Consider the following 15,575-nt stretch of genomic DNA (forward strand, 5'->3'; position numbering starts at 1 on the left):
CGCCCGGAGCTTGGGCTGCTTGCAGTGAGACTGCGGGGCGCTCCTATGCGCAGGCTGGAAGCACATGTACTGCAAACCTGAGTGCTTATACGGGCGCGAGTGTGAATTTATTGGCCGATGGGGCTGGCTCCGTGCTCACTACAGTGGGCGATGTTGCCTTGAACACGAACAATGCTACCGGTCTTGCGGGTGGCTTTGGTGTGGCGACGGCGAGCAACGGCAGCGTGTTGAAGATTAATGGCAATATCAAGTTGAACCAGCGCGGATCGACCAATAGTTACGGCCTCGCTGGTGGCCCGGTGAATCCTACTGGCACGGGCGGGGCAAATTCAGTCCTCGTTACTGGAGATGCGGAAATTGTGATGGGTAGCGGTGGGGGTACCCGACGGGCGATCATGTCCAATGGGGTTGGCAGCTTGCTCACAATTCAAGGGAATACCAAAGTCACGTCCACGGGTGGCGCGAGCCATCGAGGCATGAGTGCGGAGGGCGGTGGCCAAATTGAGTACGCATCGGCAAGTATTGACTTGCGGGGCGATACAGCGACTGACCTGGGGTGCGGGTAGTCGGCGGAATCACAGCTCAGGCGCATGGCACGGGCGACACGGAGATATGGGTCAACATGCCCGGGTCGTCGGGCTGGCTGGGAGACAGCGGCGGTACTTCGAAGATCGATGGCAAGTTGATGATTCATGCCCAAGGCGCAGGAAGCAACGCGGTGAATTTGCTTGGCGCGGGCACACAAATGACCATTGGAGCCGACTCGTCGCTGAGTAGTACCCAAGGACCCGGTGTCCTTCTTCAAGGTACTCCAACATTCAGCGCCGGTAGCGGCTTGACGGTAGATGCGCTCGATGCATTTGTGTTGACCGCTGCCACCACGACCATGAGCCTGACGCAAACTCAAGTTACGGCGCAAGACAAGATCTGGCTGGCAACAGGCGGCGGCGCTACGCAGTTCAATGGACATGCTGGGAAATATCAAGGGAGCAGCGCTGTAGATGCCGGCACAACGCTCAATTTGACTTTGGATACCGCCGCCCAATGGATTTTGACTGGCGATTCCTCATATACCCAGTTGAGCCTGGATAGTGGTGCGATTTATCAGGTCAGCGGTGCGAATCGCACGGTCACTGGACTGCTCGTCAATAGGGCTGGCGTGGTTGATTTGAGCGGAAACTCCCCACAGGTCAGCGATACCTTCACAACGGTAGGTTCCTACAGCGGTGGCGGGCAAATACGGTTGGATACGGCGTTGGGAGACTCCAGCTCGCCTACCGATATATTCGTGGTCAATGGCGATGTGAGTGGCGTAACCACGCTGGATGTTCGCAACGCAGGCGGTGTGGGCGCGGCTACCACCGGCAACGGAATACCCGTGGTACGGGTTACCGGTATGGCGCCTGCGGGATCGTTTGCATTGGCGACAGGCCAGGTCACGGCGGGTTCGTACACCTATGTCTTGAACCAGGTGGGAGACACATGGTATCTGCAGTCCAAAGCGCTTCCGACTGAAAGCAGCGTCACTTGCGCTCCGCTGGAGTTGAATGATGCCGACAATCAGGTTAGCGCCTGCACCATCAGGCTCAGTCAACCCGCTCCTGCTCAGGGCCTGACCGTCCATCTGGCTTTGCCTCAGGCCAGCTCGCGCTACAGCACCACCTGCACCCCGTCAATGCTGGTGCCCGCTGGGGCTACGACACTCAACTGCACCATAACCGCCACGCCCAACACGGCGGTGGGCGATGGCAATGTAGTGGCTACGCTGGCAATCAATCCTCCCACCGCAGCCGGGACGTATACGGTAGCAGGCGCACCGGCGGTGATCACAGTCAGGGACGATGATCAGACGACACCTCCGGTATCCAACGGAAATGCCACGCCGGTTCCCACGCTTGGCCAGTGGGCGTTGACACTGCTGTCCCTGGTCTTGGCAGGATTTGCTGCGGTTCGCCTGCGCCGGGTCTGGGCGCATTGATTTTTGCGGAGAGAATTGACCGCCAGACCGGCTTCTGCCCGCTTGAGCGCGTCAATGATCTGGCTGTCGGTGAAACGTGATTTCTTCATGGTAGAGATTCTCCTGTGAGAGTCTCTACTTTTCAGTGCGCTGGTTTCACGGGAGGATTACCATCCAGGCGAGTATGTTGCGCATGCTGCCCGCCCCGCAGGGGTTGAGAGCGGGGCGGGCTGTCCGATGACGGCCAGCAGCGGTTGTTCAATGCGCCGCTCAAACCACGACCCTTTTTGGATAAGCCAAGGCGATGAATGAGCGGGCACCGTTGTCGCCTGAATTTACTTTTGAATAAATGCCAACAAGTCAGCATTTATTGCATCGGCATTTTCGGTGTGCATGCCGTGCGAATAGCCCTTGTAGATTTTCAGCTCGCTGTGTGCCAGCAGTTTGTCTTGCAAGATAGCTGCATTTTCATAGGGTACCACCTGGTCGTTATCGCCTTGCAGCACCAAGGTGGGCACGGTGATTGCTTTCAAGTCAGCCGTTTGGTCGGTCTCAGAGAAGGCCTTGATGCCTTCGTAATGAGCTTTGGCGCTCCCCATCATGCCTTGGCGCCACCAGTTTTGGATAATGCCTTGCACAGGTTTGGCACCGGGGCGGTTGTAGCCGTAGAAGGGGCCACTGGGCACATCGATATAAAACTGCGCTCGATTGGCAGCGAGTGCGGTGCGGAAGCCGTCAAACACTTCCACGGGTGTGCCTCCAGGGTTAGTCGGTGTCTTGACCATTAACGGTGGCACCGAGCTGATCAGCGCTGCCTTCGCTACTCGTCCCTGGGGCTGACCGAACTGGGCCACATAGCGTGCAACCTGACCACCCCCAGTGGAGTGACCAACGTGGATGGCGTTCTTCAGGTCGAGATGCTCGGCTACCGCCGAGGCGTCGGCTGCGTAATGGTCCATGTCATGGCCTTCGCTGACCTGGCTGGAGCGACCGTGTCCACGGCGGTCATGCGCAACTACACGAAAGCCATTGGCAAGGAAGAACAGCATCTGATTGTCCCAGTCGTCAGCGCTCAGTGGCCAACCATGGTGAAAGACGATTGGTTGCGCCTCTTTGGGGCCCCAGTCTTTGTAGAAAATCTGGACGCCGTCTTTGGTGGTGACAAAGGACATGAAAAACTCCTAGGGGATTGAATAAATTGAGTGGTGCATGGCATTGTGGAAGGTAGAACAATGTCATTGCGCTACCGTGTAAGACGATTCCATGGGGCGATGTGCGGGCATGGCCGGGTTGCATTAGGTTGCATTGCTTCCCGAGAACTCATGCCACAAATTGACCACGGAATGAAGGTCTCGCAAGTACGATAAGCTTCAAGTCCTATTGAGGGTCAAGGCACCCTTACCGAAGGTTACGTATGAATATTGGTGAACTGAGCAAACGCACGGGCCTGTCCACATCACGCATTCGTTTTTATGAGCAAAGCGGCCTGCTGCAAGCGGCTGAGCGTGGCTTGAATGGTTACCGCAGCTACCCGCCTGAGATGGTGCAGATGCTGGAGCTGATTGCGATTGCGCAAGGCGTGGGCTTTAGCCTGGATGAAATTCGCGCACTATTGCCGCCGGGCCTTCAAGGCTGGGACCACGAGGCAGTGGTAGGCGCGTTGCGCCAAAAAATTGCCGATATCAAGGCCATGGAGAAAAAACTGCAAACCAGTAAAAAGCAGTTGCAGGCTTTGTTGACAGATATTGAAGCGCGCCCAGAAAACATGGATTGCCATGACAATGCACGCCGTGTGCTCTCACATGTTCTGGCACAGCAATCCGAATCTTTGACCTCCAAAGCAGCGGCTGAAGAAAAAATGGGCAAACTCATGCGCACGGGACACAAGAAGCGGGCAAGCGTGGCTTAGGCCTGCGGTAGTTTTGAAACAGGGCTTTAGCGCTTTGTCAAAGCCTGTACCACCTGCTTCGCAGTCGCTTTGGCCGACCCTGGATTTTGCCCGGTGATGAGGCGGCCATCGGCCACCACATATGAGGTAAAGGGCAGCAAGGCTTTTTGATAGTGCGCACCGCGCGTCTTCATCTCTTGCTCGGCGTTGTAGGGCATGGACTGGGCCACTCCAGCCAGAACTTCTTCTGTCCAAGAAAAGCCCGTGAGCTGCTTGCCCGCGACCAGCAAAGAGCCATTGCTGAGCCGCGTATTGAGCAGGCCGCAGTAACCGTGGCAAACCGATGCGACGATGCCATCTTGCTCCCAGATGCTGCGAGTGATTCGCTGCAGTCCCTCGCTATTGGGAAAATCCCACATCACCGCGTGCCCTCCAGTGAAGTAGATTGCATCGAAATCGTTCGCGAGGATATCGGCTGGTGCCGCAGTGTCAGCCAGCAGGGCCATGCACGCTGGGTCACTGAGCCAGGCTTTGGCCGAAGCATCGAAGAGCGGCCATTTGAGTGCGCGCGGCTCTAGCGGTACGGCGCCACCCAGTGGGCTAACCAATTGCTGCTGGTAACCTTGCGCAGCAAACACATCCCAGGCATGGGTCAGTTCCGACAGCCACAGCCCTGTGGCGTGCGCAGGGTCGTCGTAGTGAGCGACGTTGGTGACGACATGCAAGATACGTGGCGTACTCATGAAGACTCCTGCGCGATTTGCTTCAGGCCCTGTGCGTAGCTGGTGACTGCAAAACTGAGAAAGTGGCGCTTGAACTTGGACGAATCAAACACATTATCGTGTGCGTAGCGTGGCAGCAGCTCACGCAGTTCGCGCACGGGCTTGGAGACCCAGCCTGCAACCACCATGGCCCAGTGGCGTAGCACCTTGTAGCGCGGCTCAACCCCAAAGGTTGTAGCTGCCAAGTTTACAAAAGCCTGATAGGTCAGCCGCTCGTCCCAGCAAGGCAGATGCCAAGTCTGACCATACGCATCTTCTGCATTCCCAATGGCTGCCATGGCGCGGCTTGCATCGGGTGTCCAAATCAGGGTGCGCAGCTTGTCGTCACGCACAGGAACTTTGGCCTTCTGGCTCGCTTTGAGCGGGTCAATCACCAGAGTATTGGTAATACTCTGGGTTTTACCAGGGCCATAAAACTCTGGTGCGCGGGCAATAGCGACGGGTATATCGCCGCGTTGCATCTCAGCCAGCACCATCTCGGCCATCAAGGCACGCACGCGTCCCTTGCGACCCACAGGTGCAAAACCGGTTTCCTCGGTCTGCCGCTGCGCGTTTTGCGGGTACATGTAGGTGTTGTCAAAGTAGACAAATTTGGCATCCGCTGCCCGCGTGGCATCGAGTGCGTTGCGCAACATGGTAGGAAATTGCCTTTCCCATAACTCGGTGTCCGGTGGCAGCCCAGCGGTGAAATAGACGACTTCGCTACCACGTACTGCGTCCAGGGTTTGCGCAGCATTCATTAAGTCGGCCGAGACTAGCTCATCCCTATCGTTTACCTTGCGCGGATTACGGCTGACTAGGCGCAAATTCTGTGTGTAGTTGCGGTTCAATTCGCGTGCCAGCTCCACTGCGATTTGGCCATTGGCCCCCAAAATGGTTTGCATATCAACCTTTATGGCACTTTGTGTGATGAGAGGATAAGAATCTTAAGCTTCAAGCTTGGTTGAAGGTCAAGCGGTGGAGCTATATGTCCTTGATATCAGGTCGAAGAAAACTTGCTGGCTTTCTGTAAAGAATTAGTTTCTCCAACATGCTGGGGAGGTAAACGCCGGTGCTTGCCTGGGGGCAGACGGTGAATGGCCGCTTGGCGCAAAAATGAAGGACCGGTGTGGCCCTCGTCTGCTGTCCTCAGCGGATCCGCCAAATCTGCAGACCCGGCGTCAGAGCTTTGGCGATATCGAGCTCGCAGGACCGAGAACCCAGCCTCACTGTCGCCACCCGAGCCGCTGTAGTGGTCCACACAGGATTCCGCCGCACGCTATCCACCCATTTCACAAAATCCGTGTTACTTGCTGAGGGTACACAATTTGCCTGCTATAATGCTAGCTTCGACACTGCGGAGAGGTGGCAGAGTGGTCGAATGTACCTGACTCGAAATCAGGCGTAGGGGCGACCCTACCGAGGGTTCGAATCCCTCCCTCTCCGCCAAGATACAAACCGCTTGAATGCTATTCATCAGATAGCTTCAAGCGGTTTTTTTGTGTGTTGAGCGAACAGGTTGTACCGGTTGGATCGTCATCGGATTCCGCGAATCAGGCTGTCCGGGTTGTTGCATCGCGCGGCATTGCGTTCAATAGTTCGTCACCACGAAGGGAATCGCGGCCCGGATCGCCCGCTGCACCTGATCATTCCCTATGCGGTGGGCGGAACCACCGAGGTGATCGGCGGGACCCGCCGATGGCTACACGTTTGTCATGATACGGTGGAGCGCTCCAACCAGTCCTGGGCCAAGCTCCTCAAGCACATTCGATTTGAAAAACTCTGATCGGAACGCCCCCATGTATTCGCAGATCACCTTTCCCACACCCGCCATCGCCGTGCTCACGATCACCGATGCGGGCGCGCTCAATGTGTTGGGCACGCCGGTCATTCAAGGCTTGATTCAGGCGCTTGGCGAGCTTGCCGAAAACCAGGAATTGCACTGCCTGGTGCTGCGCGGCTCGGGTTCGCGCGCCTTTGTTGCGGGTGCCGACATCAAGGAACTGTCGCAACTGAATGCGAGCACGGGGCGTGCGTTCATCGGCGGGTTGCGCGATCTGTGCAATGCGGTGCGCCACTTTCCGGTGCCGGTCATCGTGCGGCTCGAAGGGCACACCCTCGGCGGCGGTCTGGAGTTGGCCATGGCCGGAGACCTGCGCATCGCCGCAGACAACGCGGTGGTCGGTATGCCCGAGGTCAAGGTTGGCATTCCCTCGGTGATCCATGCGGCGATGATGCCTGCGCAGATAGGTACGACGCGCGCCGCCTGGTTGCTCTTGACCGGTGAAAACATTCCCGCAACGCAGGCACGCGATTGGGGCCTGATCAACGAGTGCGTGCCACAGGATCAGCTCGATGAACGCATCATGCAGGTTGCGGTCGGGCTGGCGCAGATCGGTCCGGTCGTGCTGCGCCAGCAAAAGCGTTTGCTGCGTCGCTGGGAACGCATGACGCTCGATGCGGCGGTTGACGACAGCATTGCGGAGTTCGGCGAGGCCTTCAAGACCGGGGAGCCGCAGCATCACATGAATGCGTTTCTGGAGCGGAAAAAAGCTGCATCGAAACCGGATTGAACGAACGCGGCAAGCGCGCGCATCTGACGCGCTTGCATTGCAGCCGCATGCATGAGCATCCCGCCGTCGTGCATGGAAATCGGGAGAATCTCCCTTCAAGATGCCATGATCGGCGCATCGTTTTTTCATTTCCCCATGCAAGCGAAAGGCCGTTGCTCATGACTTCTCCAATCAAGGTCGCCCTCGTCACCGGTGCGAGTGGCGCGCTGGGTTCCGCCGTGGTGATGCATCTGCTGGATCAGGGATATCAGGTCGTGGCGCTGGAGCGGCGGCCCGAGAAAATTCAGGAGCGCTTTGGTGATGCGAATGCCCGCCTTCTCGCGCTTGCCTGTGACGTGACCGACACGGCAAGTTGCAAGGCTGCCTGTGCAGAGGCCACGCAACGCTTTGGGCGCATCGACGTGCTGTGCAATATAGCGGGCGGGTTCAGCATGGGGCCCTCGATTGCCGAGGACGCCATCGCGCAATACGAGCATCTGATGGCGTTGAATGCGGGCTCGGTCTTCAAGATGATGCATTGCGTCGTGCCCACCATGGTCGCGCAGCGTGCCGGCAGCATCGTCAACGTCGGCGCGCAGTCGGCACTGACCGGGCAGGCCAGCATGACGGCCTACTGCGCATCGAAGAGTGCCGTGATCCGCATGACAGAATCATTCGCCGCCGAATTCAAATCGCAGGGAGTGCGGGTCAATTGCGTGTTGCCGCGCACCATCGACACGCCACAGAACCGCAAGGACATGCCCGACGCGGATTTCACGCAATGGACGTCTCCCGAGAAGATCGCGCAGACGATGGGTTTTCTCGCATCGGAGCAATCGGCGGCTGTCAACGGGGCCAGCGTGGCCGTGTGATGAATCTTTTTGCGGGAGGCGTCGAATGCCGCTGTACATCGTCACTGTGTCAGTTGACGATGCCTGCCCTGTCGTGATGCGGACAGCACGGCCGGGTGCGCCCCTTCATAATTGGTGACAACGATTGTCGTTTCTTCACCGATTGGTTTTCGTGCCTTCTCCTTCTGCCTCTCCGTCTCCATCTGCGGCTTCGCCCGCCATATCATCTTCGCGGGTCACCGAGCCCTCTAAGGGCGTTGCGGCGGGGCTGATCCTCGGCATGGTGGGTGCGATTGCCTTTAGCGGCAAAGCCATCATCGTCAAGCTCGCGTATCGCCATGGCGTGGATGCGGTCACGTTGATCATGTTGCGCATGTTGTTTGCGCTGCCGTTCTTTGTGATCATGGCCTGGTGGTCGAGTCGCGGCAAGCCGGCGCTCACGCGGCGCGATTGGCTGGGGGTGATCGGCCTCGGATTCTCGGGGTACTACCTCGCGAGCTTTCTCGATTTTGCAGGGCTGGCCTATATCACCGCGGGGCTCGAGCGGCTGATCCTGTATCTCAGCCCGACCCTCGTCGTGGGGCTTGGCTGGCTGCTCTATCGCCGCCGCATCACCAGGGTGCAGGCGCTTGGCATGTTCATCAGTTATGTGGGCGTGCTGGCGGTGTTCGGGCAGGAGGTCCGGCTTCAGGGTAGCAGCGTGGTTTGGGGCGTGTTTCTGGTGTTTCTCTCAGCCGTGAGCTATGCGATCTATCTGGTCTACAGCGGCGAGATGGTGCGCCGACTGGGCTCGCTGCGGCTTGTGGGACTGGCCACTTCGGTGGCGTGCATCTGCTGCATCCTGCAATTCGTACTGCTGAGGCCGCTGTCCACCGCGTTTGCCGTCGCACCGCAGGTCGTCTGGCTCTCCGTGCTCAATGCGGTGCTGTGTACGGTGGTGCCGGTGCTGCTCACGATGATGGCAATCGAGCGCATTGGCTCGGCGATGGTGTCGCAGACCGGGCTGATCGGGCCGTTATCGACGGTGCTCATGGGTGTCTGGCTGCTCGATGAGCCATTCACCACGGGGATTGCGCTCGGCACGGCGCTGGTGATCGCCGGGATATTCGTGTTCACACGCGCTGGTGTGCACGCCAGACGCTAGGGCTGGCTCACCCAACGTGGGTTGCGGGAGCAACCTTATTATTGACCGCATCGCACAAGGAGATATGCACATGGATCTGGGAATTTCTGGGCGCTGGGCGCTGGTATCGGGAGCGAGCAAGGGACTGGGCTTTGGCTGTGCCGACGCGCTGGTGGCCGAGGGCGTGAATGTGATCGTCGTGGCGCGCACTGCCGACGCCATCGAGGCGGCGGGCGAGCGTCTGCGTTCGCGCGCCGCGCAAGGGGCGAAGGTGATTGCCGTGGCCGCCGACATCACCACGCAGGCGGGTCGCGATGCGGCGTTTTCTGCCGTGGGCGGCCCCGGGGTGAATCTCGATATCGTCGTGACCAATGCGGGCGGCCCGCCGACCGGTGACTTTCGTGATTGGAATCGTGAAGCGTGGATCAAGGCGGTCGATGCGAACATGCTCACGCCCATCGAGATGATCAAGGCAACGGTCGACGGCATGGCGGCGCGTGGCTTTGGCCGCATCGTCAACATCACGTCGAGCGCGGTAAAGGCCCCCATCGACGTGCTCGGCCTGTCCAATGGCGCGCGCAGCGGATTGACGGGATTCGTGGCGGGACTCGCGCGCAGCCCGATTGCGGGCAAGGGCGTGACGATCAACAATCTTCTGCCGGGCAAGTTCGACACGGATCGACTGGCCTCCACGCTCGGCGCGGCGGCGCAGAAGTCGGGCAAGCCAACCGATGAGGTGCGTGCGATGCAGGCCGCGCAAGTACCTGTCAAGCGCTTTGGCACGCCGCAGGAGTTTGGTGCGATCTGCGCGTTTCTGTGCAGCACGCATGCGGCCTACATCACAGGGCAGAACGTATTGGTCGATGGGGGCCTCTACCCGGGCACCTTCTGACGTTGCGCTGAGCAGCCTGCGCAATGAAAAACGCCCGTGCATTTCTGCCGGGCGTTTTGCGTCGTGGATTCCAGCGTTCAGTCGATGTGTGGCTCGGCAGGTGCGGAGGGACGATCCGGCGGCTCGAAGTTGTCGCGGAAGGTGAAGACGATGGACGTGAAGAACATCGACGCCAGCACCAGCGCAGACGCAATCATGATTGCAGCGACGACGGCGTTGCCAAGACCCGCGACGGCCAGCAGCGTGACGAAGAGACTGACGACGATGCCCGCACCGACGAACACGCCGAACCAGGCAAGGCTGAAAATGGTGAATGCACCGATGTTGCGCGCGCAGGCCACCACGCTGAAGAACAGCGCCTTTACCGGCGACACGCCGTGCCAATGGACCAGCCCCGGCGCGTGCCAGAACAGCATGGACAGCGGCACATACAGCGCCATCACGATCCAGGTCGAGATCACGAAGCCGCTGCTGGTGGCGATTTCCTGTGTCAGTGGCTCTGCGCCGAAATACACGCGGGCGAACTGGCCACCATCGAAGACCGAGGCAATGCCGATGATCAGCAGAAACAGCAGGGCGTAGATGCCGCCAAGCACGGCCAGCGCGCCCAGCCGCTGGCGGCCCGTGCGGAACGCATGGACGATGAGCGCCGGAGTCGGCACGCGGCCAAGGCTGGTTTCGGCGGCAGCCTCCATCATCACGAGCGTGGCTGCGGGCAGCAGCGCCAGCGCGATGATCGAGCCGATCATTGGAATCACCGACAGCAGCGACATCGCCGCCGTGGTGGTGAAAAACAGCAGCGTGAGTGCGAGCGGTTGACGCCAGAAAACGCGGATGCCCTGGCGAACCCAATCAACACCAGTGCGTGCCGGAACAATATGCAGTTTCATGGGAGAGTGTGGAGATGAGCGTGTGTCGGACACCACGCTGCGAACGCTGCGGTGGCCTCGCGGCTATTGCTGCGTTCAGAGCCTGAAGGCCGACGGGCACGCCGAACCATGGAAATGTAACCTAGTCGCCGCTCCCTGCGGTATTTCAGGGAAATGCGCGGCGAGTGCGCTCGGGCGATACGCGAGGCACGAGGATTTCAAAGTACCAGCGGGTGAGCGATGCGCTCGCGCAGCACGCGTTCGAAATGGCTGGGATCGTGAGGCGTGAGCATCGATGCTTCGCGCGGCAGATGGAAATCCCACAGACGCGAGATCCAGAACCGCAGCGCGCCCGCGCGCAGCATCGCGGGCAGCAGCGTGCGTTCGGCAGCGGTGAGCGGGCGCACGCTTTGGTAGGCATCGAGCATGGCGTTGGCGCGCTCGGCATCGTGCACGCCGGTGGGCAGATCGATGCACCAGTCGTTCAGGCACACGGACAGATCGAACAGCCAGGCGTCCACGCCCGCAAAATAGAAGTCGAAGAAGCCGGTGAGTTCCTCGCCCTCGAACATCACGTTGTCGCGAAACAGGTCGGCGTGCACCGGGCCGCGCGGCAGGGCGGTGTAGGCCGACGATTCGGCGACATGGTTCTGGAACGCCAGTTCGGACTGCAGCAGCGCCTTCTGCGCCGCATCGATGTGCGGCAGCACGACGGGAGCGGTCTCGTTCCACCAGGAAAGGGCGCGCAGGTTGGGTTGCTGGCGCTCGTAGTCGCGGCCCACCAGATGCATCTGCGCAAGCGTCCTGCCCACGGCGGCGCAGTGTGCGGCCTCAGGTGCAAGCTGGCTCTTGCCGCGCAGCTTGTTGACCACGGCAGCGGGTTTGCCGGCCACCGAATGCAGAATGTCGCCGCTCTTGTTGGCCGCCGGATCGGGCACGGGAATGCCGCCATGCGCCAGATGCTTCATCAGGTGCAGGTAAAACGGCAGTTGTTCGGCCGTGAGGCGCTCGAACAGTGTGAGCACGTATTCACCCTCATCCGTGGTGAGGAAGTAGTTGGTGTTCTCGATGCCGCCCTCGATGCCGCGCAGATCCTTCAACGTGCCCAGTTGCAACCGGCGCAGCAGTTCGCGCGCCTCTTTGTTGGAGACTTCGGTGAAGACGGCCATGAGTCAGAAAACGTGAGAGCTATGGGTTGAATCGCGATACGGGCGAGCGCCGGTCGGACTGCTCGCTGCGCATGCGGTGAAACCCGGTATTTTGCAGGCAGACGCGCGGGCCCGTCAGCCGGAGTGCAAAACAATGAAAAAAGGGAGCGAAAAAAGCGGGACGGTCAGAACTTGCGCAGCGTCCAGACGCGTGGCGCCTGGAACGATTCCGCACCGGCCTTGCTTGGGCCGCCGTCGCGCACGCCGTTGTTCGGCGTGACCTCGTATTCGGGAATCTTGCCTTCGGCGGACTTGGGCTTGACCGTGATGCTCTTGGTCTGGCCGCCCACACGCAACTCGTCCACGCGGCTGCCGCCGTCCTCGACGGTGAGGCGTTCGATGCGCTGGTTTCTACGGCCTTCCGCAGAGTCGGCCTGCTGCTCTTGCCTTGAAAGCTGATCGACCTGTTCGGGCGTCAACGGGGCAGGGGCAGCCGAGGGTGTCTGGGCTAGGGCAGAGCCGCCAGCCAGAACGGTCAGCAGCAGCAAGGAGGGGAGGGCAGTAGCGGCGCGCATGGGCGCATTGTAGAGCGAGCGTTCACCGATATGTCATTTTTTGTGCGCGTTGCGCTGTAGGAGCGCAGGCCGCCACGAAGTTGTCGGGCGCGGCGCGGCACAATGTCGGCATGAGCAATTCCAAGACACTGGTGCTGGTCGATGGTTCCAGCTACCTCTATCGCGCCTTTCACGCCATGCCCGATCTGCGCGCCGTGCCAGGTGATCCGACGAGCGCGGCGACCGGCGCGATTCGCGGCATGATCAACATGATGCAGGCGCTGCGCAAGGAAGTGGCGGCGGACTTCGCGGTCTGCGTGTTCGACGCGAGCGGTCCCACATTCCGCGACGAGATTTACGCCGAATACAAGGCGCAGCGCGCGCCCATGCCCGACGACCTGCGCTCGCAGATCGAGCCGATCCACGATGTGGTGCAGATGCTTGGCTGGAAGGTGCTTGCCGTGCCCAAGGTCGAGGCCGATGACGTCATCGCAACGCTCGCGCACATCGCGGCGCAGCAGGGCATCGACGTGGTGGTCTCGAGCGGTGACAAGGACCTGTCGCAACTGGTGAACGAACGCATCACCATCATCGACACCATGAACGGCAAGAAGCGCGACGTGGCGGGCGTCACCGCCGAATTCGGCGTGCCGCCGTCGCTGATGGTCGACTATCAGGCGCTGGTGGGCGACGCCGTGGACAACGTGCCGGGCGTTGCCAAGGTCGGCCCAAGACCGCCGCCAAATGGTTGCTTGAATACGGCTCGCTCGACAAGCTGATGAAGAACGCCGCCGACGTCAAGGGCATGGCGGGCCAGAATCTGCGCGATGCGATTGCCAGCGGCCAACTGGCCCTGAGCCGCCAGCTCGTGACGATGAAGACCGACTGCGACCTGGCCGACTATGTGCAGGGACTGCCGCTGCTCGATGCGATCACGCTGTCCGGACCGGATGCTGCGAAGCTGCTCCCGTTCTATGAAAAATACGGCTTCAAGGGCCTGGCGCGCGCGCTCGCGGGTGACGCGGCGGTGATTGCCGAAGTCAAGCCGCAAGCAGCGGCAGCCGACGCGCAGAACGATTTGTTCTCGGCGAAGACGCCGCCGCCACCGAAGTCGCCGTGCGTGCCCAGAATCGCGACGTGGTGTACGAGACGCTGCTGAGCGAAGCGGAACTCGATCACTGGATCGAGAGAATCGAGGCCGCCGAACTCACCGCCATCGATACCGAAACCACCTCGCTCGACGAACAGCAGGCGCGCATCGTGGGCATCAGCTTCAGCGTGGCGGTGGGCAATGCCGCCTATGTGCCCATCGCCCACGACGGGCCGGACGCGCCCGTGCAACTGCCCATGGAACTGGTGCTCGCCAAACTCAAGCCCTGGCTTGAGGATGCGAGCAAGAAAAAGCTCGGCCAGCACATCAAATACGACCGCCATGTGTTCGCCAACCACGGCATCAACGTGCAGGGCTACGCGCACGACACCATGCTTGAAAGCTACGTGCTCGAAGTGCACAAGCCGCACGGACTGACCAGCCTTGCCGATCGCCATACGGGCCGCACCGGCATCACGTATGAAGACCTGTGCGGCAAGGGTGCCAAGCAGATTCCGTTCTCGCAGGTGCCCGTGGAAAAGGCCGCTGCCTACTCGTGCGAAGACTCCGACCAGACGCTCGACGTGCACACGGTACTGTGGCCGCAGATCGAAGCCAACGAGAAGTTGCGCGGCATCTACGAGCTTGAAATGCAGACCAGCGAAGTGCTGTTCCGCATCGAACGCAACGGCGTGCTGATCGATGCGGCCGAACTGGCCAGGCAAAGCAACGATCTCGGCACCCGCATCGTGCAGCTTGAAAAGGAGGCTTACGACATCGCGGGCCAGCCGTTCAACCTGTCGAGTCCCAAGCAGCTTGGCGAAATCTTCTTCGACAAGCTCGGCATGCCGGTGGTGAAGAAGACCGCGACCGGCGCGCGCTCCACCGATGAGGAGGTACTCGAAAAACTCGCCGAGGACTACCCGCTGCCCGCCAAGCTGCTCGAGCACCGCAGCCTCAGCAAGCTCAAGGGCACCTATACCGACAAGATCGCCCAGCTCGCCGATGCGCGTGGCCGCGTGCACACGCACTATGCCCAGGCCGTGGCGGTGACCGGACGTCTTTCGAGCAACGACCCGAACCTGCAGAACATCCCCGTTCGCACGCCTGAAGGCCGCCGCGTGCGCGAGGCCTTCATCGCGCCCCGGGGCCGTGTGATCGCAAGTGCCGACTACAGCCAGATCGAGTTGCGCATCATGGCCCACATCAGCGGTGATGAGTCATTGCTGCATGCGTTCAAGGAGGGCATCGACGTGCACCGCGCAACGGCTGCCGAAGTCTTCGGCGTCACCGTCGATCAGGTCAGCAGCGAGCAGCGCCGCTACGCCAAGGTCATCAACTTCGGTCTCATCTACGGCATGAGCAGCTTTGGTCTGGCCAGAAATCTGGGTATCGAGACCAAGGCCGCTGCCGCGTATATCGACCGGTATTTCCAGCGTTATCCCGGCGTCAAGCAATACATGGACGAAACCAAGCTGCAGGCCAAGGCACGCGGCTATGTCGAAACCGTGTTTGGCCGACGTCTGTATCTACCGGAAATCAACTCCCCCAACGGCCCGCGCCGCGGTGCCGCAGAACGTGCCGCGATCAACGCGCCCATGCAGGGCACCGCTGCCGACCTCATCAAGAAGGCCATGATCGCCGTGCAAAAGGAACTGGACGAGAAGAAGCCCGGCATCCTGATGATCATGCAGGTGCACGACGAGCTGGTGTTCGAACTCCCCGAATCCGAGATGGATTGGGTGCGCGCCGAAATCCCCCGCATGATGGCCGAAGTCGCCGATCTCAAGGTGCCGCTGTTGGCGGAAGTGGGATTCGGGGCGAATTGGGAGAAGGCGCATTGATGTGGCGCTCCGCTCTTGGCAGTAGAAGACGCTATGGCTGATCAAT

Annotated in this window: 13 protein-coding genes, 1 tRNA gene and 1 pseudogene; 9 read left to right on the forward strand and 6 right to left on the reverse strand. The window is 60.4% G+C overall.

Annotation, left to right across the window (positions count from 1 at the left end):
- The first annotated feature begins 622 nt into the window (after positions 1-622).
- Entirely contained in the window at positions 623-1,978 is a 1,356-nt protein-coding gene (locus tag H9K75_RS17715) for an IPTL-CTERM sorting domain-containing protein (RefSeq protein ID WP_187726095.1), read from the forward strand.
- A 314-nt stretch (positions 1,979-2,292) separates the two neighbouring features.
- On the opposite strand, the gene H9K75_RS17720 is transcribed toward H9K75_RS17715, so the two are convergent.
- On the reverse strand, positions 2,293-3,129 hold the full coding sequence (locus H9K75_RS17720) for an alpha/beta fold hydrolase (RefSeq protein ID WP_187723615.1): 837 nt from the start codon (positions 3,127-3,129) through the stop codon (positions 2,293-2,295).
- A gap of 242 nt (positions 3,130-3,371) precedes the next feature.
- Between H9K75_RS17720 and H9K75_RS17725 the strand changes: the two genes are divergently transcribed.
- Positions 3,372-3,866: a MerR family transcriptional regulator gene (locus H9K75_RS17725; RefSeq protein ID WP_187723616.1), complete on the forward strand. Its 495-nt coding sequence runs from the start codon at positions 3,372-3,374 to the stop codon at positions 3,864-3,866.
- Positions 3,867-3,892: 26 nt separating this feature from the next.
- Here H9K75_RS17725 and H9K75_RS17730 read toward each other — a convergent pair whose 3' ends face one another.
- Together H9K75_RS17730 and H9K75_RS17735 are read right to left on the reverse strand one after the other, a co-directional pair.
- Positions 3,893-4,588 carry a type 1 glutamine amidotransferase domain-containing protein gene (locus tag H9K75_RS17730; protein WP_187723617.1) on the reverse strand — a complete coding sequence of 232 codons (696 nt, stop codon included), beginning with the start codon at positions 4,586-4,588 and terminating at the stop codon, positions 3,893-3,895.
- Entirely contained in the window at positions 4,585-5,511 is a 927-nt protein-coding gene (locus tag H9K75_RS17735; protein WP_187723618.1) for an NAD-dependent epimerase/dehydratase family protein, read from the reverse strand. The genes H9K75_RS17730 and H9K75_RS17735 overlap by 4 nt, the downstream gene beginning before the upstream one ends.
- Positions 5,512-5,965: 454 nt before the next feature.
- Here H9K75_RS17735 and H9K75_RS17740 point away from each other — a divergent pair.
- The 6 genes from H9K75_RS17740 (at position 5,966) to H9K75_RS17765 (ending at position 10,024) form a co-directional block, all read left to right on the forward strand.
- Positions 5,966-6,055, forward strand: a tRNA-Ser gene (locus tag H9K75_RS17740).
- A 118-nt stretch (positions 6,056-6,173) separates the two neighbouring features.
- The gene (locus tag H9K75_RS17745; RefSeq protein ID WP_187723619.1) at positions 6,174-6,392 is read left to right on the forward strand and encodes a hypothetical protein; all 219 of its coding nucleotides are present in this window, start codon (positions 6,174-6,176) and stop codon (positions 6,390-6,392) included.
- 13 nt (positions 6,393-6,405) lie between these two features.
- Positions 6,406-7,179 (forward strand): enoyl-CoA hydratase, encoded by a 774-nt coding sequence (locus H9K75_RS17750; RefSeq protein ID WP_187723620.1) that lies wholly within the window; start codon positions 6,406-6,408, stop codon positions 7,177-7,179.
- 158 nt (positions 7,180-7,337) lie between these two features.
- Entirely contained in the window at positions 7,338-8,030 is a 693-nt protein-coding gene (locus tag H9K75_RS17755; RefSeq protein ID WP_187723621.1) for an SDR family NAD(P)-dependent oxidoreductase, read from the forward strand.
- Between the two features lie 259 nt (positions 8,031-8,289).
- Positions 8,290-9,153: a DMT family transporter gene (locus H9K75_RS17760; RefSeq protein ID WP_187726096.1), complete on the forward strand. Its 864-nt coding sequence runs from the start codon at positions 8,290-8,292 to the stop codon at positions 9,151-9,153.
- Positions 9,154-9,223: 70 nt separating this feature from the next.
- Positions 9,224-10,024: an SDR family oxidoreductase gene (locus tag H9K75_RS17765; RefSeq protein WP_187723622.1), complete on the forward strand. Its 801-nt coding sequence runs from the start codon at positions 9,224-9,226 to the stop codon at positions 10,022-10,024.
- Positions 10,025-10,101: 77 nt separating this feature from the next.
- Here the strand turns inward: H9K75_RS17765 and H9K75_RS17770 are convergent, their stop codons facing one another.
- The 3 genes from H9K75_RS17770 to H9K75_RS17780 form a co-directional block, all read right to left on the reverse strand.
- A complete protein-coding gene (locus H9K75_RS17770) occupies positions 10,102-10,914 on the reverse strand; it encodes a BPSS1780 family membrane protein (RefSeq protein WP_187723623.1) in 813 nt (270 codons plus the stop codon).
- 197 nt (positions 10,915-11,111) lie between these two features.
- The gene (locus H9K75_RS17775) at positions 11,112-12,062 is read right to left on the reverse strand and encodes a homoserine kinase (RefSeq protein WP_187723624.1); all 951 of its coding nucleotides are present in this window, start codon (positions 12,060-12,062) and stop codon (positions 11,112-11,114) included.
- Between the two features lie 164 nt (positions 12,063-12,226).
- Positions 12,227-12,616: a hypothetical protein gene (locus H9K75_RS17780; RefSeq protein WP_187723625.1), complete on the reverse strand. Its 390-nt coding sequence runs from the start codon at positions 12,614-12,616 to the stop codon at positions 12,227-12,229.
- A 110-nt stretch (positions 12,617-12,726) separates the two neighbouring features.
- On the opposite strand from H9K75_RS17780, the pseudogene polA reads away from it, so the two are divergent.
- Positions 12,727-15,529: pseudogene (polA, locus tag H9K75_RS17785) on the forward strand (DNA polymerase I).
- Positions 15,530-15,575 lie beyond the last annotated feature (46 nt).

The sequence above is a fragment of the Diaphorobacter aerolatus genome, from assembly GCF_014489535.1.
In the GTDB taxonomy this organism is placed as follows: domain Bacteria; phylum Pseudomonadota; class Gammaproteobacteria; order Burkholderiales; family Burkholderiaceae_C; genus Diaphorobacter_A; species Diaphorobacter_A aerolatus.

What these genes read in the sequence shown, in the direction of transcription:
- H9K75_RS17715 (WP_187726095.1), top strand. Translation starts at nt 623, where the DNA reads ATGCCCGGGTCGTCGGGCTGGCTGGGAGACAGCGGCGGTACTTCGAAG.
- H9K75_RS17720 (WP_187723615.1), bottom strand. Translation starts at nt 3,129, where the DNA reads ATGTCCTTTGTCACCACCAAAGACGGCGTCCAGATTTTCTACAAAGAC.
- H9K75_RS17725 (WP_187723616.1), top strand. Translation starts at nt 3,372, where the DNA reads ATGAATATTGGTGAACTGAGCAAACGCACGGGCCTGTCCACATCACGC.
- H9K75_RS17730 (WP_187723617.1), bottom strand. Translation starts at nt 4,588, where the DNA reads ATGAGTACGCCACGTATCTTGCATGTCGTCACCAACGTCGCTCACTAC.
- H9K75_RS17735 (WP_187723618.1), bottom strand. Translation starts at nt 5,511, where the DNA reads ATGCAAACCATTTTGGGGGCCAATGGCCAAATCGCAGTGGAGCTGGCA.
- H9K75_RS17750 (WP_187723620.1), top strand. Translation starts at nt 6,406, where the DNA reads ATGTATTCGCAGATCACCTTTCCCACACCCGCCATCGCCGTGCTCACG.
- H9K75_RS17755 (WP_187723621.1), top strand. Translation starts at nt 7,338, where the DNA reads ATGACTTCTCCAATCAAGGTCGCCCTCGTCACCGGTGCGAGTGGCGCG.
- H9K75_RS17760 (WP_187726096.1), top strand. Translation starts at nt 8,290, where the DNA reads ATGGTGGGTGCGATTGCCTTTAGCGGCAAAGCCATCATCGTCAAGCTC.
- H9K75_RS17765 (WP_187723622.1), top strand. Translation starts at nt 9,224, where the DNA reads ATGGATCTGGGAATTTCTGGGCGCTGGGCGCTGGTATCGGGAGCGAGC.
- H9K75_RS17770 (WP_187723623.1), bottom strand. Translation starts at nt 10,914, where the DNA reads ATGAAACTGCATATTGTTCCGGCACGCACTGGTGTTGATTGGGTTCGC.
- H9K75_RS17775 (WP_187723624.1), bottom strand. Translation starts at nt 12,062, where the DNA reads ATGGCCGTCTTCACCGAAGTCTCCAACAAAGAGGCGCGCGAACTGCTG.
- H9K75_RS17780 (WP_187723625.1), bottom strand. Translation starts at nt 12,616, where the DNA reads ATGCGCGCCGCTACTGCCCTCCCCTCCTTGCTGCTGCTGACCGTTCTG.